Here is a 20462-nt window from a genome sequence, read left to right as displayed (position 1 = left end):
ATGAATGAACTTTATTTTACGATGAAATTGGCATTGAAACTTTTTGCTGGATTGATCCTGCTGGGGGTCTGGCTTATGGCGCGTCAGCAGGCGAAACTGGATAAACGGAACCGTGAAGCCCGTTCCGCAGCCCGTGAGCAGGGTTTGCCGGAGCCTCCGCGGGAAATTATTCCACGTTCCACCCTGGTTATTGCCGGGGCGGCGATCCTGTTCCTGATCGTCGCCTTGTTTTGGGGAAACGAATCCACGTTATGACAAGGTTCAGTAACAAAGATTCTGAATTATGGCCGCGGATCGAAATGGTTATTCGGTGGTCAGGGATGTCAACAAACGCTTTTGCCCGGCATATCGGGCTTCCGCGTGGTGAGAACCTCTATCAGATAAAGAGAGGGAATAACGGGCTCTCCATCCATGTTGCCGACATGATTTGTGAAAAGTTTCCTGAGATCGATGAATTGTGGCTTCTGACGGGCAAGAACGATATGTTTTTCTCGGCGGATACGTGCCGTTGCCGTGAAGCAGTCCAAAGCACAGTGCATTCCGCGGCATCAAGGCAGACCGATCCCTGCCGGTTGTGTATCGCCGGAAGAATTCTTCCCGTGCTGCTTCAAAAAGGCGTGAGTAATCCTGTCGGAACGGCCTTCCGATATACGGAGAATTTGATTTCAAAATACCGAAACATCGAATGATTATGACATTGTTGGGATGGTTCCTGTTGACGGCGGTGTTGATCCCGCTGTTGTATCTCTGGCGGCGTCCTGCGGGAATCCTGGCCGGTCTTGCCGCGCTCCTGGCTCCGGGCGGACTCTACCTTTGGGCGGGTCTCTCGCTGCGGACCTACGCCTGGTCCTGGGCGTTGCCGTTGCTGGCGGGTCAATGCCTGCTCATTCCTCTGAGCCGTTTCCTGTATGTCCGTTTCTGTCGCCTGTTCAACGGCTGGTCGAAATTCACCCTGGAGATTGAAGATAGCAATGGCCACCTGCACTATGTGAAGGGCATCAACCAGGGAACTTATATCAACGGCGGTTCGGGCAGCGGCAAGACCGCGAGTTGCAATACGGCCTATGCCCGGCACGCCGCGCGGTTCGACATGTCTGTTCTGGTCCACGACCTGAAGAAGTACGAGCTTTCGGAGGTTCTTTATCCGATCTTCCGGGATGCAGGTCTCCCGTACCATGTCTTTGCGCTGTTCGACCCTGAACGTTCTGTGCGTATCAACCCGATCTCCCCGGAGTATATTCCCGACGAGGCGTCGCTTCGCTCGCGCGTGAAGTCCTTTATCGTTGCCGTGCAGGGCCGGGAGTCCGACGACTCGACTTCTGATTTCTTCAACAATTCGGCTTCGTCGCTTTTGGAAGCGCTGATCTGGTATCTGAAACGCTATGCTCCTGAGCACTGCAACCTCCCGTTCGTGATGTCGATACTCAACAACCCGGAGCACCTTCGGTTGGAGGAAGGTCGGAAGGTCCTTCCTTTCGGGAAGTTGGAGCGGCTTCTCAAAGCTGATGCGCAGGTCTATTCGATGGCTGCGGCGTTCTTTCAGGGCACGGGTAACGCCGATACTACGAGCAATATCCTCCAGACGCTCATCCTTGCGTTGAACACGATCAATACGGATGCTGGTTTCTACCTGTTGAGCGATAACGAGATCAACCTGCGGATCAACGCTCCGGGTTCGAAGATCGGCCTGGGGCTCGTGAACGATCCGCGGAACACGACGGCCTACGCTCCGATCCTTGCGATGATCGCCGATGCCACGCTTACGATGATGAGCGAACGGGGCGGTGTTCCCGCCGTCGCTTTGCTGGATGAAGCTCCGGAGCTTCCGCTACTGCGTGTGCAGAACTATATGGCTACGTTGCGCAGCCTGGGAATCTGCATCGTCTATACGACGCAGGACCTAAGCCAGATCCAGCGGACCCAGGGCGGCAAGGAGTATAACCAGCGTACCGTTCTCTCGAACCTGGCGCATCAGTTCCTCGGGCGCACGAGCCTCGAACATACCGCCAAGTATTACGAAGGCATGATGCCGCAGGTGGATCGCATCGAGCGGAGTTACAGCACCTCGTCGAACGGTTCGAGTACCACACGGCGTAAGGTGAAACGTCCCCTGTACGAACGCTCGGAGTTCTATTCGCTTAAACAAGGTGAATTCATCTACTTCCACGGCCAGGTCGAACGTTTTCGGTTTAAATATCAACCCGGAGCCAAACTCCTGCCTCTGCAAGTCCGGGATTTGGACCCGGCGCAAATGCGGCTCGTTGCCGAGCAGGTCCGGCGTGATGCCGCAGATTTTATGAACAGATTTTCCAATATATGATTTCAACTATGAAAAAACGATTTTTTACGGTTGCCGCAGCCTTGATGGCCGCGCCTCTTTTCGCCCAGACGATCAGCTGGGACCTGTCGCCTGTTACGGCGTCGCTTCGCACGTTGGTTCCCAACCTGTTGGGGCTGTTGTGTTTTGTCGCCTTGTTCGGCTGGACGATTTGGAACCTTGTTCAGAACTGGAAAGATCGTGCCGAGATCCTTTCCAACGCCGGCTGGGCTCTGGTGATCATTGCCGTCGGCTACGGCATCGTGTACGGTGCGATGAATGTTTTGCTGCGATGAAGTTGTATGTCAATCGCCGCATCCGAGACAAAGCGATGGTGTTGGGCCTTCCTGCCGAGAGTTTCCTGGCCTGCCTGGGCCTGGCCTGCTCCCCTGTGCTTATCGTGGTGTTCCTTCCGGTGTTCATCGTCGTGTGGATTCCGTGGGCGTGCGGGGTCTATTGGCTCTTTCGCAATATGGATCGTCTGAAACGTAACCTGCATTACGGAAAACAGTATCCCCTTCACCTTAAAAACCGTTGATGATGTTTCATGCCATTCTGATTCTGCTGGTGTCGATTGTCGGGCTCGTCGTCTGGCTGTTGTTCCATTCGTTTCCCCGCCCGAAGTTCGGTAGCTACAATGCTTCGGAACTTCTGGAGGACGTTTCCAATAACCGGCTGTTGACCCTTCAGGGCGATGTCGCCTTCTGTTACCGGTTGCAGCTTCCGGAGGTTCGGTCGTTGTCCGAGGAGCAATACGACCGCTTGAATGAGATCTGGCGTGTCGCCTTGAAAGATCTTCCGCAGGGCACGATCGTTCTGCGCAGCGACCGGTATGACCGGCGGTTGTTCGACGCCTCGTCGATGCCGGAAAATTCATACATACAGCGTGAGGAGAAGGCGTTTGCCGCAGGACGTATGCAGACCTGCGACATGTCCTGCCTGTTCGTCGTGTTCACGGGCTTTCGGGCGACGCGCGATCCGCGGTCCCAGAATCCCTTCGTGCCGCTGACTCACGGCGCATTCCGTTCCGAGGATCAGGAGTACGGGCGCTTTACCCGTGCAGTCGATTCGATGTACCTCCAGCTTCAAGGCTCCGGGATCGTCGGCATTGAGCCGTTCGGGGAAGAGGAGGTCCGTGAATACACCCGTTATTTCTTCAATGGATTTCAGACCGGCTACCTGACGGACGTGGATGCTGCGGGGTGCGATTTCCGTGTCGGCGACCGCTATGTCGGTGCCGTGAGCCTTGAGCATGAGCGTCAGTTCCCGGAGGTCCTGACTACACCGGCCTCGGGTCAGGGTTCGCAGCTCCCGGTGGGGATCATGGAAGAGCTGGGCATCCTGCTGCCTGTTCCGCATCTGTATAATCAGATCATCCGGATTTCGGGGCATGAGCAGGAGTATGCGCTCGTCAAACAGACGTTGGAGACCTTCCGCAAGAACCGGGGGTTCTCGGAGGAGAACGATGACCAGGTGCGGCGTCTGGACCGTACGCGCGAAGAGATCAGCGACGACCTGGACGCCATGTTGGTTCGGGGGCATACGAATATCATCTTCTGGGGCGAGAGCGCCGAGGAGGTGAAAGAGTACCGGACGCGGATTACGAATTATCTGAGGCAGGTCCGCGATTTCGAGCCTTCGGTGCCGATGGGTGCGGAGCTTCGCAACATCCTCTTCTGTTCACACCCTGCAACGGTGGCCTGCATGGACCGGGATTCGTTCTACCTGGTAGACATCCGGCAGGCGTTGGCGCTGTTCCAGCATACGGGAGGTTACAGGTCGGATGCGGAAGGCGTTTTTTTCAGTGATCCCGTCAATCACCTGCCGCTGCGCTACGATCTCTACGACCCGCACCGGAAGTACGTCGATTCCCGCAATATTGCGGTGATAGGACGCACCGGAGGCGGCAAGACGGTCGATCTGGAGAAAATCGTCGGGGACTATCACAACGATTCTGCAGCGGAATACGTGAACATCATCATCGACTGCGGCGGCTCGTATGACAAGGCCGCCCGGCTGTATGATCCTGAGGAGGTTTTTATCTTCCGCTACAACAGTAGTGATCCATTAGGGCTTGATCCGTTTGCCGTTGCCGACGTCGACAATGGTGAGAGTGTGGACGACATCTGCGAGACGCTGTGGCTTATCATTAAGCCGGGAGGTATTCCGACGGCCGAGGAAGAGGTGTCGCTGCGCAAGATCGTCATGTCGTACCTGCATATCGTCACGGACCCCTCCTGGCCGGGATTCTACGTCTGGCTGCGCGACAACTATCAGCTGATTCTTGAGAAGAACGAGATCCGCAGCGCTTATTTCGACGTGAGCCAGTTTGTACACAACGGCAGCGAGTGGTGCGAGGGCGGCAGCTATGGGAATGTTTTTGCGCACAGCGAGGACCCGACGACGCGTTTGAAGGGGAAACGGCTGCTGATCTTTGAACTGGAGAATATCCGTTCGAAACCCCAGTTGCTGAGTATCGTCGTACATCTGATCGGCATCACCATCCGGACGCTTGTCTGGGAGCAGACGGGCAAACGGGGCTTCATTATCTATGAGGAGTTTGCCGAGTTGATGCAGAAGCCGGTGATCTTCGGTGCCGTGCTGTACCAGATGCAGGCGATCCGTAAGAAAGGCGGTTCGGCATGTATCGTTTTGCAGAACCTCGACCAGCTGGCGCTGAACGCCGAGGACAGGTATAAGAAAGACGGAGGAGCCGCCGGTGCCCTGATGAAGAACATCGAGACGGTGATATTCCTGGCCGGGGCCGATCCCACGGGCTTCGAGAAATACTCGACGGGATTCTCCGAGCATGACCGGCAATGCGTTCTGTCGCTGAGGAATAATTTCAATACGCCGCCCATGTACTCTTCATTTTACATCTTCCGGAGTAAGAAATCGACTCTGATGAGCCTTTGCATCAGCCCCCGGACCTTCCTGGCATTCCAGACCGACGGCGAAGTTTGCGATGAGCTCGGGCGGTTGTATTCCCAAACCAAGTCGATGGAACGGGCCATCGAGCAATATGAACGGATTCACAGTTTAATTTAATATCTCGATACTTATGAAACGATTATTCTTAATTTTTGCAGTTATGTGCGGAGCTGCTCAGGTGCAGGCCCAAATGGTCGTGACGGCTCCGTCCCTTGAAGTTCAGGAGGCCATGAACCATGTCGAGCAGATGCAGCAGGCGGTCCAGACTTACCAGACGATGATGGGCGTGAAGCAGGGCATCGAAAAAACCGTCGATGCCGTTGAGAAGGTCAACAGCAAACTGGCCACGGTCCGCGAGGTGCAGGAGATTGCCACCCGCTCGGCGACCTGCGTCAAAAGGATTCAGCAGGTCTATGCCAAGATCTCGGCCATGAAGGTCGATCGGCGCTATACGACCAACCTGTTGTCGTTGTGCAGCCAGACGACGCGCGAGTGCGTCAATATCACGGCCTATGGCGCGAAGATCTTTACGAGCAATTTCCTGCGCATGAGTGATGCCGAACGCCTGAATGAAACCCGGCAGGTCCTCGACAACATCGACAAGCTCCTGGCGCGTGTCAACTACATCAACCTCCAGGCGGATGCCGTGAAGTTCAACAACCAGTTATTGAACGCTTATTTCAAGTGATATGAATCTGGATTTCTTGGACCGGCTCGTCATTTCCCAGGCGACGATACCTCCGGTGGTGAGCCGTATTGCGGGCTTTTTCCTCCTGATGCAAGCTGTGCTTATCGTCTTTCAGAAGAAGAACGATCCGCATAAGGCCATCTGGGAGGATATTCAAGGCGTCTTGTTGGCCGGGCTTGTTGTTTTTCTGTTTCCGGAATTCATCCAATTCGCCGAGTTGCTGGTGAACTCTACGGCACGGATTACGGCCAATCCTCAAAGTATGATTGCGGATCTTATGCAAACGACGCTTCTTGGCGAAGAGGCCGTAGAAGAAGAATCCGCCGGAGGCTATTTTTCATCGATGGTTGGCATGTTCACGTCGTTTATGAATGGCGGAAGTGCCAATGTCGGCTCCTTCATGTTTGCCAATTATATTCTCAAGCCGTTGGCCGATATTGTCAACGTATTATGCTTTCCGACCTATATGTTCATCCGTGCGGCATCACTGAAGATCGCCTATTTCGTGGCGCCTCTGGTTCTTGTCCTGGGGGCTTTCGAGCCTTTCAGGGCTTTGTGGAAACATTGGTTTATGATCTATTTCGCGCTGCTGTTCGCAGGGCCCGCCCTGATACTGGCGAACAACTTTTGTGAGGATTGTTTCGCGGTCTATATCAACCTGACGGATTCCCCGATTCTCGGGTTCATCATGGTCGCCCTGGCGCGGTTCAAAATCTTTCAGGCCGTATTGGATTTATGTTACAGAATATTCCGAGTTTAGCCATGATCCCCGAAAAGATACAATCCATGCGCCGCAGCCTGGTGCGCAATAACCTTATCACAATTCTTTGCCTTATACTGGTTCTGGTGTGTTTTATCCTGAACTACCTCGAACGGCGTGAGGAACGTGAGGAGCGTATGAAGTATGCCTATTATGTAGCGACCGACGGCGAGGTCATTCCGGCCCGGTACGCCCAGCGGCGGGACAATCTCGAGATCGAGATTCGCCACCACCTGTCCATGTTCGTCGAGGACTGGTACAGCCTGACGCAATACGATTGGGAACGCAAGGCGGAGGCCGCCGGGTGGCTCGGGGGCAACAGCCTTCGGGATGCTTTCCTGACACGCCGGAAATCGGGTTTCTTCAACCGCTTCATCCAGCGAAATATGGTTCAGGAGGCGGCGATCAAAGATTTGCAGATCCGCCCCGCAGAAGACGGGAGTTTCGCTTTTGAATTGGTTGTGGATATTCAGGAGCGGATGGATACTTACTCACGGTTGTGGAGAGTCCTGGCCAGCGGATCGATCCACGTTATCGAGCGCAGCTGGCCGCATAATCCCCACGGTCTTTTGATCGAACCCTATCTGGAGAATAAAATTTTCGAAGTCCATGAATAATCGAATGAAGATCCTGCTGATTGCAGGAGCGGTCATGGTGCTGCTGCTTGTCGCCGGCTACCTGAAACAGCAGGACCGGAACAGTGACGGTTCGCAGAACAGCGTGATGTCTATCGAGACTGCCATCGAGGATAAGACCTACATGTCCAAGAAGGCGGCTTATGAGGCTTATGCCAATGAAAAGGAGAGTTTTTACAACCGTCCTCCGAGCGGTTTCGAACCTGCTGCCGAACGCTCTGAGCCGTCGGAGCCCAAAGCGGAGAATGCGCAGCCCGCATCGTCCACGACGTTCCGGGTTGATCGAAAAGCCTCGGAGGAGCAGTTCGATGCCGCCTATGAGGAGATTGCGCAGAACATGGATCAGATCTATGAGGATGGGACGCCTGCCACCAAGTCCCGGCAGGCCGCGGCGAGTGTTCCGGATGAGCCGGTGACGGATGAGGCCACCCGTCGTCGTCAGGCCATGATGCGCGATTGGGGAGTCGGACAGTCCTCACAACCGGGACAGGAGAATCCTCCGGGGGCCTCTATGTTCCGGGCTGTGATTCACGGCACGCAGCTCGTGAAGTCCGGGCAGACAGCACTGTTCCGGACCAAAGAACCGATTCGTTACGGCAGCTTGGTGGTTCCGGCCAATACGCTGCTGTCCGGAGTTGCGTCGATCTCGGAAAACAGACTCTCCGTAAAGATCAACTCCGTGCGCATGGGCCGCGAGGTGTTCTCCCTGCCATTGGCCGTCTATGGGTCGGACGGGATGCAGGGAATACCGCTCAACTACGACGAAGTAGGGAAGATCGCCAACTCGCAGACCTCCATGACGGCGGTTCAGGAGGCCAGTTCGGCTGTGTCCCAGTACGGGGGAACGGTCGGCCGGGTCGTCGGGTCGATGATCTCCGGAGTCGGCAACCAGGTGCGCAGCGCCAAGACCGTAGAGATAAAACTGATAGACAATCAGATCGTAATTCTTAAAATCGACGAAAAATGAAAGGATATTTATTCGTGATGGCCGCTTTGAGCCTGGCATTTCCGGCGGCGGCACAACAACGGATCGAGTGGCGGCGGGACAAGGTGACGCAGATCATCTTCCCGGCCGATGTCGTGAAGTTTCGAACCGGGTACACCTCCGATGATGCGATCTCGCAGAGTGACGGCCGTGTGATGTACATTCAACCGGTGGATGCGATGCCCGAAACGAACCTGAACGTGCAGACTGCCGACGGACGCTATTACGCTTTTGATGTGATATATAACAACGCGGCCTCGGAGGTCAACTATATCGTATCTCCGTCGATGGCCATTTATCAGGAAGAGCAGTCCTCCGAACATCCGCAGATCGAACCCCGGTCCCTCGGGACGGAACAGCCGGCGGCCGTCGATGAGAACCCGGTCGAAAGGTTGACTCCGGAGCAGCTGTTCGCCAAAGTCCGGAAACAGCCCGATTACATCGTGGCCAACAACGTGGCCCGGCTCCAGAAACTCACCATATTGCTCAAAGGCGTCTACGTGGATGAAGCGCATGTCTACTTCAAGTTCCGTCTCGAAAACAGCAGCAACGTCCCCTTCGATGTCGATTATATCGCATTCTCCGTCACGGCCCGCAAGACGAAGAAGACATCGACGCAGGAGCGTTTGCAGATCCTTCCCATCGGGGTCGATACGGAGATTCACCGCGTGGATGCGAAGTCCTTCCGCGAGGTGATCTACCGCTTTGAGAAGTTCACCATCGGTAAGGAGAAGATCCTGCTGGCCGAGGTGCTCGAGCAGAGAGGAGATCGTAATATCGCGCTGCGTATCCCCGAGGACTTCATCATCGAGGCCCGCAGACTATGAGCCGGCGAAAGGGATTCCGGGCTTTCTGGAAAGCGGAAGGAGAATTGGGCCGAACGGCGCTCAGGGCTGCCGGGCATCTGTTCAGAGAACTTTGTCGGGAGATAGAAAAGTTAATAATCACTTTTAAGCAAAAAAGAAATGAGAAAAAAAGTCATGTTATCGATGCTGGCCATCGTGACGGCAATAAGCGTACAGGCACAGATCGGCTATAAGGGGCAGGTGACTGCGGCCATCGATGGCGGTATCACGCACCTGGGAGGATACGTCGGTGCGGCACGGATCGGGGCCTATCTCTCCCCGCATTCGGTATTAGGGGGCGGTGTGATGTTCGACAAGATCCGCTATGATGCCACGCAGGGAGATTCGTTCGATGCAACGCAATGGCTCGGTGAGATTCATTATCAATATGCCGTAGCGCTGAACAGGTTTGTGCTGCTGCCGTCCGGAGGACTTCTGCTGGGAGGTGAGAGCTGCGATAGGCTGTCACGCCAGGGCAATCTGCTGCCTTATCAGAACCAGTTCGTGTACGGCCTTTTCGCAGAGTTCGGGGTTGAATATGTGTTCAGCCGACATTGGGCGGTGACGCTGAATCCGCGTTTTCAATATTTGATGAAAACAAATTTCGACAATCTGAAGGTCTCCGCCAGCATCGGACTGAAGTATTATTTTTAAGAGTTGCCGATATAGTCTAATCAATGACAAATATAGTTTTTTCAGTAAACAATAATTAGAAACAAATTTGTTTCTCCTGAATATCTTTCCTATCTTTGTGTCAAAGATATATCTTATGACACTGGAAGAAGCATTCTCATTATTGATAACGCAACCTCTTTGGTACAAAAACAGCGAATATATCAGACAGCAGGCTGTCCGGGACAAACGCCTGTTTTTGGCCGGCAAGTCGATTCCCGAAGACCGAATGCGAGAGTACTTGCGGGCCGCCGGCTGGGAGCAGACTCAGGAAGAACAATGGGCTGAAAAAGATGGAAAATAAGGATATAGCATACCAGTTCATCGACAACGATGCGGTCAGAATGAATAACGGGGACAACATGGTCGATGTGTCTACGGCTTATTTAGCTGTTGACCGGGCACGCACCGATGAACGGGAGCGGATATTGGCCGGTTGGGAACCAACAACGGTCCCTGTGACGACAACCGGGCTTGTGGATGTCCTGTTCTCCGATGGCACGATCCGCGGGATTGTAGGCGATCATGTATGTAACTGGGCGTATCCTCATATTGAAGTCGGATACGCTGTGGCTTGGCGGCTGCGAAACGGCGATACGGATGATAACGAACCTGAAAAATAGAAGGCTCTTCCCCTTCACTTTTCAACAGATAGCACCGGATGGCAGAATACGATGATAGATTGAGCCTGGCGGCATATCCTTTTCCTGAGATCAATCGGGGAGATATGGTTTGCGCTACGATCGAGACAGATCCGATTTTGCTTGAAGAAGCAAAAAAGAGGGGCTTTTATATGAAAGACACTCCTGCGAACCGTATGTTCAACGAACTGTTCAACAACGGCGGACGATTGATCTGTAAGGGGGAGATAGATCCGGATTACCTGAAAAGGGCTATGCCGTATTTGAAAGCATTGATGCGGAGCGTTGCCCCGCGGCATGAGGAGAAAGAGGCCGTCTGCGCAATGTTACTGGATGAATTGGCATTGGAAGTAGTACCTGGTAAGAAATAATTACAATGACAAAAGGAAAATATACACGCAAAGAGGCTGGGATTAAGGCTTATTTGGAGGTCACCGGAGAGGAATTACCACCGCGTGTTACAGTTGCGGAAATACGTGAGTATTCGAAGGCTTTGCCGGAGGATCAGCGCAAGCGCTGCCACGAATTGTACCTTCACTACATGAGTATCGGCCGGCCCGAGTATCTTGAACATTATTCTAATCGTTAACCAAGCAGAAGATGGACATTCAAATCATACAGAATAAAATTTACGAGATTCGTGGCCAGCGGGTAATGTTGGATTTCTATCTGGCAGAACTCTATCAAGTCTCGACCAGTGCATTGAATCAAGCAGTAAAACGTAATATGGAGCGTTTCCCGGAAGAATTCATGTTCCGTATCTCCGAAACAGAATGGGGAAATATGTCATCACAATTTGTGACGACATCCAGAGCGAAACGGCCCAAAACGTCTTTGCCTTATGCTTTTACTGAACAGGGTGTTGCAATGCTTTCTGCGGTTTTGCGTAGTAAACCAGCTATACAAGTAAGCATCTCTATTATGAAAGCCTTTGTCGCTATGCGCAATTACATTCTGCAATCTACCCAGGTATCTGCCGAGCTGCTGGAGTTACGTGGCCGGTTGCAGCTGGTGGAGCGTGACTGCCGGGAAAACCTGGAGGCGGTGAACGATTTGAGCGAAGATGTACGAAAAGACATCGATGCGATTTATGAGGCCATTGGGGCCTTGTCCGTGAAATTGCCGAAAATTCAGAACCCTGTACAGAAGATAGGATTCAAAAAGTAAATTATGGATATTCAGATCATACAGAATAAAATTTACAAGATTCGTGGACAGCGAGTCATGTTAGACCGAGATCTGGCCGAATTATACGGGGTGACAACCGGTAATCTGAATAAAGCCGTGAAACGAAATATTGAGCGCTTCCCAGAACGTTTCATGTTTCAGCTCACCGAACATGAATTCTTGAGATTCCAAAATGGAATATCAAGTTGGGGCGGAACCCGGAAATTACCTTATGTCTTTACCGAACAAGGCGTGTCGATGTTATCGGCGGTTCTTCGTAGCCCGACAGCCATACAGGTAAGCATTTCGATTATGGATGCTTTTGTTGCTATGCGTAATTACATTTTGCAATCTACCCAAGTGTCGGCCGAGCTGTTGGAGTTACGTAGCCGGTTGCAGTTGGTTGAGCGTGATTGCCGGGAGAACCTGGAGGCTGTGAACGATCTGAGCGAAGACATGCGAAAAGACATCGATGCGATTTATGAGGCCATTGGAGCATTGTCCGTGAAATTGCCGAAAATTCAGAACCCTGTACAGAAGATAGGATTCAAAAAGTAAATTATGGATATTCAGATCATACAGAATAAAATTTACGAGATTCGCGGTCAGCGCGTGATGTTGGACTTCGATCTGGTGTAACTTTACCACGTGGAGACTAAAGCCTTGAAGCAGGCTATCCGTCGAAACATTGAACGTTTTCCGGAAGATTTTATGTTTGAAACCTTGAACGAGATGTTTAACTCGCTGAAAGACAGATTGAGGTCACAAATTGTGACCGGTTGCCTGCGACGATTAAACATAGTTCTGTTGGGAGCGTAAAACAAACTGTGTCAAGGTTTGTATTCGGGACGATTTTGGGATCACAAAGAATCCCGAAATCGTTCCGTAAAGGTAATTCTGTTTTTGGGTTCTTTGCCATACTACATGATGGAAAATCTGTCATTGAATCGAATAGCGAGTTGCTGAGCGGTTTGCCCCCAGTTTGCCACAGGCATCGTCCATTTACGACGGATTCGGGTATAGGCCAGATAGACAAGTTTTTCGAGGGCCGTATCATTTGGGAAAATGCCTTTATTTTTAGTGACTTTACGGATTTGACGGTGGTATCCCTCGACGGTATTGGTCGTGTAAATCATCCGTCGAATCTGCGGCGAAAATCTACTTTCGCGATCACGAGGTGTTTCGATCGTAAGCTCGCCAACACTGCTCTGAACTTGTTTGGAAATATGACCGTTGCGACGATTGCCTGAATCGCGTTCTTCATCGCTCATGTGGCTGTCCATTTCTCCTTCAAGGGCTGCATTCAACAGATTTTCAATCAACGGCGCAAGAACACCATCCTTGCCTGTGAGTGGTTTACCTGCGTACATCGCTTTCAAGGCTGCGGCCTTAAACTGATCAAAATCAAATTCATTACTCATAAAATCAAACTATATCTCGAAAGTTAAACATTTTTTCTTTGTGACACAGTTCGTTTTACATTCTCGTTCTGTTTTGCCGTCAGCCTTTACTCAAGAAGGCGTGGCTCATTATCCGGAGTCTTGAAAATAAGAATCGGGACGAATATCCGTCCCGATTCTTTGTAATTCCCTTATTCTTTCAGGATGGCGGTATGGCACATATCACGTATAATGATACCGTCGTCAAATACTTCGTAGGCGAAAACCCAATTCTTTTCGAATACCGCACACCGGTATCCTAACCGGTGCCATTTTTTGAAGCGGCACAAAGGGTAATCGGCAGCTCCAGTCAACGATTTGAGAAAAGCGTCGATCCGGTCGGTGCGACTGTGTGCTGCTTCACGCGACAATTTCAACTCGTCGGTGAGATATGCCCTTAAATCAGCGACCTTTTCTAAAACTGCTCCTGAAATCGCTACCTTACGCATTTTTGTCGAAGTGCTCATCAATATGACGGTGCAACGTTTCCGTAAATACGTTTACCGGAACTGCGTGACAGGCTGCGGCTTCTTCAGAGAAGTCCTTCTTTTTCTTGTCTATGACTGTTACATACGGTAAGGTGCGGACGTATGCTAACAGTTTTTTAGCTTCAGGGCTACTGTCCTCGATTATGATGTGCGTCATAATTGTAGTGGATTAAATGTCTTTGTGCAAATATAACGAAATTCTTGCCGTGAGCGTATTCTTCGTATAAAAATAGTTTTGGGTAAGTCTTCAGCCTATTTCTTGTGATGAATCACAAAAAATTGCTCGTCCCCTTTGAAATGTTATTTGTCCTTTATATATTTGTCACGTCTAACTTTCTCTAAGGCGGCCTGTCCGCCAATAGCGGGCATTTATTATGCGCGTAAATTTAGGTTTCGTACCCCCGTGCCGAGTGGTTAATGCCCCGGCAAGCCTTAGAGGTGTTAGACAACGGGAAAGACGAAACCTTTTTATTGTTTAATGGTTATAATGTCTAAACCTCTATGGAAAACAAATCTATCTGTCCGGGCTACGTGCCTGTGACTATCGAGCTGCCGACTGAGTTGGCCGAGGAGTTTCAGCGGAAGAATTACGACTGGTCGTCGGTCGTGGAGTTGTTACTGCAAGAGTTCAAACCTGGGGATATTGCGGAAACGCTTTTAACTCTTTACTTTGAATTAACTCGACTTATTGTGGTCCAACGCGAGGAGTTTATCGATAACGATTCGGTACTTACTGAACGTTTATTTATGCTCGAAAAACTTTATCGGGCTTTGCATACTATGTCCGTTCCGGTTGTTAATTCCCCGAATGCACCGTTTGATGCCTTTGGGCAGCAGTCATAGGCACTATGGACGATCTCCAGATAATCCAGAACAAGATTTACGAGATCCGCGGCCAGCGGGTCATGCTCGATCGTGATCTGGCCGTCATGTATGGCGTAGAGACGAAAGTACTCAACAAAGCTGTTAAGCGTAATATCGAGCGTTTCCCGGATAGGTTTATGTTTCAGCTTACAAGAGAAGAATGTTCAAGGTTCCAATTTGGAACCTTGAACGAAGATACTGAGAAACAGAACTACAGCATTTCAAACATAAATGTTTGTCAAGGCGCGAAGATCACCCGGGTGTCGATCAGCTTCACGGCTCCGTCCGCAGTCGTGTCACGGGCTTCGAGATACATCCGATGAGGTCCTGACGGCGTACCTTCGGGTAATCGCCCTGTCCAGATATGCGGCGAGGGTATATTGCGGTGGGGTGAGCGGCGTGCGTATTTCGATTGCAGGTAACCCTGCTGATTGCGCAGTCTCGACCGCAGGACGGTTGGCGCAGGCATGGCCTTGTGTTCCAGCGGTTGCCATGCACCGTCGTCGATCCGCATCCGAATCTGCGTCTCCGGGCCTCCGGCGAAGAGGTTCACTACGACGCTTCCTGTCGGCAGTGATGCGAGTTCCTCGATTTCCCGGTCCTGCGGATTGCCGTCAGCTATCCATACGTCGGCTTGATACGCTTCGTCGATGCCGATGCCTTTGAACCGGAATGCGTATTCCGTTTTGTCGAAGTCGATGCGGAAGTAGTTGCGCGGGGTTCCGCACGGTTGCAGCGATCGCGGCACTAGGTCGAGGTCTTGTTCTCCGGTCCAAAGCAACCCGCAGACCGCTCCGGCAACCAGCTCTTGTACGTTTTCCGCCAATCGTTTCCGGAAGACTGAATGGGTGTGCCCCGATAGCATTAGGCAGCGGCGCCCGTCCAGCAGCGCAAGCACTTCGTCCTTGTTTTTGGTGGCAGCCATCGGAATGTGCTGGGCGATGACCACGAGCGTCTCCCGCGGCACCCGTGCCAGATCGTTGCGCAGGAATCGCAACTGCTTTTCAGTCAGTTTGCCGACATAGCTGCGGCGTCCTTCCGTGAAAACGTTGTTGAAGACGATGAAATGGACTGGTCCGTAGTCGAAAGCGTAGGTGTCGGCTCCGAAAGCCTCATTGTAGCGGACAACGGTCCGGACGCTGTCCATATCCCGGTCGTGGTTGCCCGAAAGTGTCCACGAAGGCATCGGCAGTTCGTCGGCCAGCTCCTTGAAGAGCGGGAACAGCGAGCAGTCGTCGTTTACCAGATCGCCCAGAAAAAGCGAAAAGGCCATGTCGCGGCGTTCCGCCAGCTCCGAGAAGAAGGTGCGTGCGGCATATCCCGCTTCGGTCGTGTCGCCGAACTGCACGTCGCCCACGGCAGCGATGCTGAAACGATCGGGCTGTCGGCGGCGCACCAGTCCGAAATCGGCATTGCCGTCTGCCGTGCTGTCGGGGTAGTATCGGAACTGGGTGTTGCGAATTCCGCCGCCCGGAAATTCGTAACCGGACGGAAGGATAGGGAATATGCTGCTGTGCGTCGTTGCAGGAAGGATATAGCGGCCTTTCCGGTCGGTGACGACGACCGTGTCACCGTCGGATACGGGGACGCCTTTCAGGACGCGTTCTCCCCGGTCTCGAACCCCGTTGCCGTTGCGGTCGAGAAAGAGCGTTCCCGAACGCACTGGCTGTGCCCCGCTCTGTTGGGGTGCCATGATAAGGCTTTGTGTCAGAAATGCCAGTACCAGGTAAAAAGGAATCGGTTTCATGGGTGAAAATGTCGATCGGATATTCGGGTAAAATAATGCGAGCCTTGCGGCCCGCATTATTCGAGTGATGTTTTATTACAAGATGGATCAGCGATGCCGGAGATATAATATATAGTCCTCGACGATTTTTATTCTTTCGATATATTCATCGGGTATTTCAATAGCAAATTCTTCTTCAATGGCCATGGCCGTTTCAAAAACATCCAGACTGTCCATGCCTAAATCCCTTTTGAGATTGGAATGAAGATAAATCTGACTGATAGAAATATTTAACTGGTCGCTGATAATTCGCTGAACTTTCAGAAAAATAACTTCCGGATTGTTGTAAGACCCGTTGAAATGTTCTTCCACATAGTTGACTAAGTCTCCGAATGTTTCGATATTTTCTTGTTCAACCGATGGTATGTTTACCGCGAGTCGAAAGTTAACCTCCGAAAAAATCTGTGCCATATCAACCTCATCGGCCAGCAAATCCAAGGATAATTTTGTCTCGTCTGAGATTGTATCATAGTCGGTATTAAGGACATAATTTATAATATCGACAAGTTCTTCTTCAGGAAAAAATACAGTTACCCGGGTCATGCTTGCAGATTGGACTGTTGTGGAGGTCTGCTCCTGCCCGTTTTTCAAAGCAATTTCATCCGAATTGTCCTGTGTCTGGCACGACGTTATTGAGATCGTTGCCGCCAAAGCAAGGGCCATTGCGTAGGCCCTTGCTGTGCGAATTGTCCTTTTCATGATTGAGTTATGATAGATTAGTCGAAAAATTATTCCGCAGTTGCCAGTTTATAGAGATGTATCTTGGCTGGTGAGACAATTTCTCCCTCGACTTTCTCAGCATCGACATTATATGCGAGATAGGCGGTTCCGTTTTCGGCGAATTTGAATTCGAATCCGTCAACTGCCTCAGTACTGAGTTGAACAGCGGTTTTCCAATCTTTGGTCTTATTGTCCAGCGAAGTCGCAAACAAATGGTTGTCGGCATCCTTATATGCAACATACAATATGCCGATCGGGCTGACTGCAACCCGGCAATAGTTTGCACGACTGTGCCATTTCGGGAAAACCGTGGCAACGAGATTGAAATCTTTAGACGAGGAATCGAATTTTACAACCTGTGGAGTCAAATTGTAGGAAATCCCTAAATATATATTTCCGTCTTTGTCTACTGCGAGGTCATGGTTTGTCAGATCGATCGGTACATAGCTGTCTCCTGCCTCATTGGGTTTGACATAGGCTTCTATGATGGTTGACCACATATTGTTTTCAAACTTGTAAATAGATACCGAGTGTGGCGTATTGGATGCAGTTTCGGCAGGATTGTGAACCAATACGTACATTGCATTTCCTACATTTCGAGCAATGACGGAGTATGCCCGCCCGCTGGTCCGTCCGGCAATTGATTGATTTTTATTCCATCCATTGTTGTATTCGGTTATGTTGACGAAACGTTCGCCCAAGACTCCGGCGGTTCGGTTCATCGTGAATGCAAACATTCTCTCACCCACAGATCCGATCGTAGGTCCTACCGTGGTCGGGCGGTCGATATCCGTGCATTCCTCCGTCCAGGAAGTTCCGGTACGTGTCGCGATAAATCCTTTCGCTACGCTGGAAACGGGATCATAGTAGAAAATGTAAGGTTTCCCCGAGGCACTGAAGCCAAAAGCAGGCATACTGGTACGTCTTGCCGCAACAGTATCCGGCTGGAATTTTCCGTTGCTTACTTTGGCGAAAATGGCTACATCTTCCGCACTTGTTGTACCATCGGCATTGACAACGAGGGCTGGTTGATCATCGGTCGGGTCAATTTCCAGTCTAAAATCATTAACTGTTTGTTCCCACTCCGTGACCTTGGTCCATACGGCCTCCGGCAGTTCGCTGACCGTGACGGTGTAGAGGGCGTTCTTCTTGCCGAGGCTTACCAGATAGTCTACCGGGTCGGAGAAGTCGTTGGCCGTCGTGCCGCTGACCTGGGGCGTGCCGTTTACCGTCACCTTCGATTCGCCGTCGGCCGTTTCGAACGTCGCGACGAGCGCTGAGAGATCAGTGTCGGCCGGCACCTTCACGCTGATCGCCGTTCCAGAGATCGTGCCGGTGTAATCCTTCACCAGATAGTCGGGGTTATTTTCGGCTTTGAAACTGAATGCCGTGAGTTTGGCCTCGCCCGTCGGGCCTTCCTCTTCTCCGGTTTTGTCGTCGCTGCATCCTGCGGTGAGCAACGCCCCGAGGCAGCAAATCATGGATAAATACTTTTTCATATTCGTATAGATTAAAGGTGATGATTACATGTTTATTTTTCGTATCGTATGCTGCCGCGACAGTTGGTCGGGACCCGGGAATCCGACCGTAAATCCGAGGCTGGTGTTTTCGATACGGATCGTGATCGTGTTGTCCTTCAACGGGTCGATCTCGTTGGGCAGCCAGCGGATACGGATCGGCATGGAGTAAACACCCGGCACGAAGACGATCTGGTTGCCGGTGGTCACGCGCTCGAAATCGATACCGGCTTTCAGCCCGTCGCCGACGTTGAACGAGTAGTCCACGATCAGATTTTCGCTCAGTTCTTTTGAGCTGAGGCAGATATTGTACGTGCGGACGACGGTCGCCTGGGACGATACGGTCGATGTTGCGGCATAAGCGGCGTCATCGGCCTGTATGATGTAGACGAACGGGTGGTCGTAGGGTTTGTCCTTCTCGCAAGAGGAGAACAGCAATGCCGTTGCGGCGGCCAGTATAATAGTTATTTTGTTAGTCATGGTATGATGTCGATTGAGTGTGTTTATTCTTCTACGCCTCCGTATCCGGGATTCTGCTGCATCGCGGGATTGGAGTCCATTTCAAGTTGGCAGATCGGCAGTACGAAACGATAGTCGGGATATTCGAGTGTTTTGGTTATTGCCGATGACGACTCGTCGCGTACCAGATTCTGATGACGCCGTGCAATGTCCAGCAGACGGTGCCCCTCGAAACAGAGTTCGCGCATGCGTTCCCGTTCGATCAGGGCGTTCATCCCGTCCTGTCCGGAATATTCCAGCGTGATTTCTTCGGCCTTCTTGCCCGTTGCGCGAGCGATCAGGGCTTTCAAGTCGGCGGCGGCGCCGTCGAGATCGGGATTCGTTCGGTTGCAGAGCGCTTCGGCGCGGATCAGGTACATTTCCGAGCAGCGTACGACGAACGGATCGCTGTGTCCGTAGAGTCCGTTGTTGTCCTTTTTGTATTTGTCATTGACATAATATTTCACGCAGGCGTCCATTTCGTATCCGTGCGTATCGTCGTCATAACCTTCATAAACCGGGTTGTAATGCAGCAGCCGCTGGCGGCGGATATCGTCGGGGTCGTCGAACTGCGCCAGCAGCTTGGCCGACGGCAGGGCTTTTGGCGAATTCGAGGGATCGTAGAGTTTGCTTATCGACGATGATTTTTCATAACCGCTCATCCGCAGGATCGTCTCCTTGCCCTTGTTTTCGTGCGGATAGCGGAACATCATTTCATATTCGTCGTGAGGTGTCAGCGGAACCGCTGAAATCACCTGCGACGCATATTCTTCGGCAAGTTCGTAGTTGCCCATGTATAGATATACGCGGGCCAGCAATGCCCGACACGCTGTTGCCGAAGCATAATATACGTCGGATTCTCCCGTCTTTTCGAGTGTCGTCAGCGCCGTATTGAAATCCTCGATGATCCGCGCGTATGCCTCTTTCAGACTGCTCCGGGCTATTATGTCGTTAAAGCTTATCGGGCGTATGGGCAGGGGAATACCCAAATGCGAGGCGTCTGCCGTGTAAGTATAGGTCTGACAGTAGGCATTGCAGAGGTTCAGGAACATCAGCGCACGGATGAAATGGGCGTGTGCAACGATTCGGTCGATCTCGGTGATATCGCCCGGATAACTCTCTTTCAAGCCAGGGCCGTAATGAATGATGTTGTTGGCATTGATCACCACGCTGTAAGCCCCTCTCCAGACCAGGCGCGGATAACCCGCATTGTCCTCGGGCAGCGCCAGGAAATTGTAGATGTCCGTCTGCATCTCCCCGGCGTTGGGAGTCACGTCCGCCAGGTCGCTCGCCAGATCGGGATAGTTGACCGCATAGTCGTCGTAAAACGAGTAGGTGGCGCTGTATATGCCGTTATATGCGCTTTTCAGTCCCGCCAATTCTGCGAAAAAAGACGGAGTCGTGCTTTTGCCGATGTTCTCGACCTCGAGGAAACTGCTGCATCCGGTCGCACAAACCAGCAGGACCGTGGTTGAAATGTATGTCGTTATTCGTTTCATATATTCGAAT

General features: G+C 51.8%; 26 protein-coding genes and 2 pseudogenes. 20 read left to right on the top strand and 8 right to left on the bottom strand.

Translation table 11 applies throughout. From position 1 onward, the window contains the following. The 18 genes and pseudogenes from WMO46_RS07355 to WMO46_RS07270 form a co-directional block, all read left to right on the top strand. The gene (locus WMO46_RS07355) at positions 1-255 is read left to right on the top strand and encodes a hypothetical protein (RefSeq protein ID WP_349094103.1); all 255 of its coding nucleotides are present in this window, start codon (positions 1-3) and stop codon (positions 253-255) included. Beyond that, positions 252-689, top strand: a complete 438-nt coding sequence (locus WMO46_RS07350) for a hypothetical protein (RefSeq protein ID WP_349094102.1) — start codon at positions 252-254, stop codon at positions 687-689. Before WMO46_RS07355 ends, WMO46_RS07350 begins: the two co-directional genes overlap by 4 nt. Further along, complete coding sequence (locus WMO46_RS07345; protein ID WP_349094101.1) at positions 686-2320, top strand: type IV secretory system conjugative DNA transfer family protein; 1635 nt, start codon at positions 686-688, stop codon at positions 2318-2320. The genes WMO46_RS07350 and WMO46_RS07345 overlap by 4 nt, the downstream gene beginning before the upstream one ends. 8 nt (positions 2321-2328) lie before the next feature. Continuing rightward, a complete protein-coding gene (locus WMO46_RS07340; protein ID WP_349094100.1) occupies positions 2329-2613 on the top strand; it encodes a hypothetical protein in 285 nt (94 codons plus the stop codon). A gap of 35 nt (positions 2614-2648) precedes the next feature. Further along, the gene (locus WMO46_RS07335; protein ID WP_349094099.1) at positions 2649-2855 is read left to right on the top strand and encodes a type VI secretion protein; all 207 of its coding nucleotides are present in this window, start codon (positions 2649-2651) and stop codon (positions 2853-2855) included. 2 nt (positions 2856-2857) lie between these two features. Further along, positions 2858-5365 (top strand): TraG/VirB4 family ATPase, encoded by a 2508-nt coding sequence (locus WMO46_RS07330; RefSeq protein ID WP_349094098.1) that lies wholly within the window; start codon positions 2858-2860, stop codon positions 5363-5365. 43 nt (positions 5366-5408) lie between these two features. Continuing rightward, the gene (locus WMO46_RS07325; RefSeq protein WP_349094097.1) at positions 5409-5936 is read left to right on the top strand and encodes a hypothetical protein; all 528 of its coding nucleotides are present in this window, start codon (positions 5409-5411) and stop codon (positions 5934-5936) included. Between the two features lies 1 nt (position 5937). Further along, entirely contained in the window at positions 5938-6696 is a 759-nt protein-coding gene (locus WMO46_RS07320) for a hypothetical protein (RefSeq protein WP_129651740.1), read from the top strand. A gap of 86 nt (positions 6697-6782) precedes the next feature. Next, a complete protein-coding gene (locus WMO46_RS07315) occupies positions 6783-7313 on the top strand; it encodes a hypothetical protein (RefSeq protein ID WP_349094096.1) in 531 nt (176 codons plus the stop codon). Then, positions 7306-8298: a conjugative transposon protein TraM gene (gene traM / locus WMO46_RS07310; protein ID WP_349094095.1), complete on the top strand. Its 993-nt coding sequence runs from the start codon at positions 7306-7308 to the stop codon at positions 8296-8298. Before WMO46_RS07315 ends, traM begins: the two co-directional genes overlap by 8 nt. Then, positions 8295-9143, top strand: coding sequence for a DUF4138 domain-containing protein (locus tag WMO46_RS07305; protein ID WP_349094094.1), 849 nt, complete (start codon positions 8295-8297; stop codon positions 9141-9143). The genes traM and WMO46_RS07305 overlap by 4 nt, the downstream gene beginning before the upstream one ends. Before the next feature lie 138 nt (positions 9144-9281). After that, positions 9282-9815 carry a hypothetical protein gene (locus tag WMO46_RS07300; RefSeq protein WP_349094093.1) on the top strand — a complete coding sequence of 178 codons (534 nt, stop codon included), beginning with the start codon at positions 9282-9284 and terminating at the stop codon, positions 9813-9815. A 115-nt stretch (positions 9816-9930) separates the two neighbouring features. Beyond that, positions 9931-10137, top strand: a complete 207-nt coding sequence (locus WMO46_RS07295) for a hypothetical protein (RefSeq protein WP_196017552.1) — start codon at positions 9931-9933, stop codon at positions 10135-10137. Continuing rightward, complete coding sequence (locus WMO46_RS07290) at positions 10127-10456, top strand: hypothetical protein (protein ID WP_349094092.1); 330 nt, start codon at positions 10127-10129, stop codon at positions 10454-10456. The genes WMO46_RS07295 and WMO46_RS07290 overlap by 11 nt, the downstream gene beginning before the upstream one ends. 38 nt (positions 10457-10494) lie before the next feature. Beyond that, positions 10495-10845 carry a hypothetical protein gene (locus WMO46_RS07285; protein WP_349094091.1) on the top strand — a complete coding sequence of 117 codons (351 nt, stop codon included), beginning with the start codon at positions 10495-10497 and terminating at the stop codon, positions 10843-10845. Between the two features lie 229 nt (positions 10846-11074). Further along, positions 11075-11641 carry an ORF6N domain-containing protein gene (locus WMO46_RS07280; protein ID WP_349094090.1) on the top strand — a complete coding sequence of 189 codons (567 nt, stop codon included), beginning with the start codon at positions 11075-11077 and terminating at the stop codon, positions 11639-11641. 3 nt (positions 11642-11644) lie between these two features. Beyond that, a complete protein-coding gene (locus tag WMO46_RS07275) occupies positions 11645-12199 on the top strand; it encodes an ORF6N domain-containing protein (protein WP_349094089.1) in 555 nt (184 codons plus the stop codon). 3 nt (positions 12200-12202) lie between these two features. Further along, positions 12203-12418: pseudogene (locus tag WMO46_RS07270) on the top strand (ORF6N domain-containing protein); the annotation flags it as partial. Positions 12419-12561: 143 nt separating this feature from the next. Here WMO46_RS07270 and WMO46_RS15640 read toward each other — a convergent pair. From WMO46_RS15640 to WMO46_RS07250, 3 genes are all read right to left on the bottom strand, one after another. Next, entirely contained in the window at positions 12562-13062 is a 501-nt protein-coding gene (locus tag WMO46_RS15640; protein WP_410520085.1) for a transposase, read from the bottom strand. A gap of 170 nt (positions 13063-13232) precedes the next feature. Continuing rightward, positions 13233-13529 carry a hypothetical protein gene (locus WMO46_RS07255; protein WP_349094088.1) on the bottom strand — a complete coding sequence of 99 codons (297 nt, stop codon included), beginning with the start codon at positions 13527-13529 and terminating at the stop codon, positions 13233-13235. Then, positions 13522-13725 (bottom strand): hypothetical protein, encoded by a 204-nt coding sequence (locus WMO46_RS07250; RefSeq protein ID WP_229092050.1) that lies wholly within the window; start codon positions 13723-13725, stop codon positions 13522-13524. Before WMO46_RS07250 ends, WMO46_RS07255 begins: the two co-directional genes overlap by 8 nt. Positions 13726-14069: 344 nt before the next feature. Between WMO46_RS07250 and WMO46_RS07245 the strand changes: the two genes are divergently transcribed. Next, positions 14070-14411, top strand: coding sequence for a hypothetical protein (locus tag WMO46_RS07245; protein WP_349094087.1), 342 nt, complete (start codon positions 14070-14072; stop codon positions 14409-14411). Between the two features lie 5 nt (positions 14412-14416). Then, a pseudogene (locus WMO46_RS07240) lies at positions 14417-14650 on the top strand (ORF6N domain-containing protein); the annotation flags it as partial. Between the two features lie 20 nt (positions 14651-14670). On the opposite strand, the gene WMO46_RS07235 reads toward WMO46_RS07240, so the two are convergent. From WMO46_RS07235 to WMO46_RS07215, 5 genes are all read right to left on the bottom strand, one after another. Further along, positions 14671-16125, bottom strand: a complete 1455-nt coding sequence (locus WMO46_RS07235) for a calcineurin-like phosphoesterase family protein (RefSeq protein WP_349094086.1) — start codon at positions 16123-16125, stop codon at positions 14671-14673. 141 nt (positions 16126-16266) lie between these two features. Then, positions 16267-16917 carry an acyl carrier protein gene (gene acpP, locus WMO46_RS07230; protein WP_349094085.1) on the bottom strand — a complete coding sequence of 217 codons (651 nt, stop codon included), beginning with the start codon at positions 16915-16917 and terminating at the stop codon, positions 16267-16269. 29 nt (positions 16918-16946) lie between these two features. Next, positions 16947-18437, bottom strand: a complete 1491-nt coding sequence (locus WMO46_RS07225) for an NHL repeat-containing protein (protein WP_349094084.1) — start codon at positions 18435-18437, stop codon at positions 16947-16949. A gap of 24 nt (positions 18438-18461) precedes the next feature. After that, a complete protein-coding gene (locus WMO46_RS07220; RefSeq protein ID WP_349094083.1) occupies positions 18462-18935 on the bottom strand; it encodes a hypothetical protein in 474 nt (157 codons plus the stop codon). 23 nt (positions 18936-18958) lie between these two features. Beyond that, positions 18959-20452, bottom strand: coding sequence for a RagB/SusD family nutrient uptake outer membrane protein (locus WMO46_RS07215; RefSeq protein WP_349094082.1), 1494 nt, complete (start codon positions 20450-20452; stop codon positions 18959-18961). Positions 20453-20462: the final 10 nt, after the last annotated feature.

The sequence above is a fragment of the Alistipes intestinihominis genome (genome assembly GCF_040095975.1).
In the GTDB taxonomy this organism is placed as follows: domain Bacteria; phylum Bacteroidota; class Bacteroidia; order Bacteroidales; family Rikenellaceae; genus Alistipes; species Alistipes senegalensis.
This window is presented reverse-complemented; position numbering and strand designations above follow the sequence as displayed.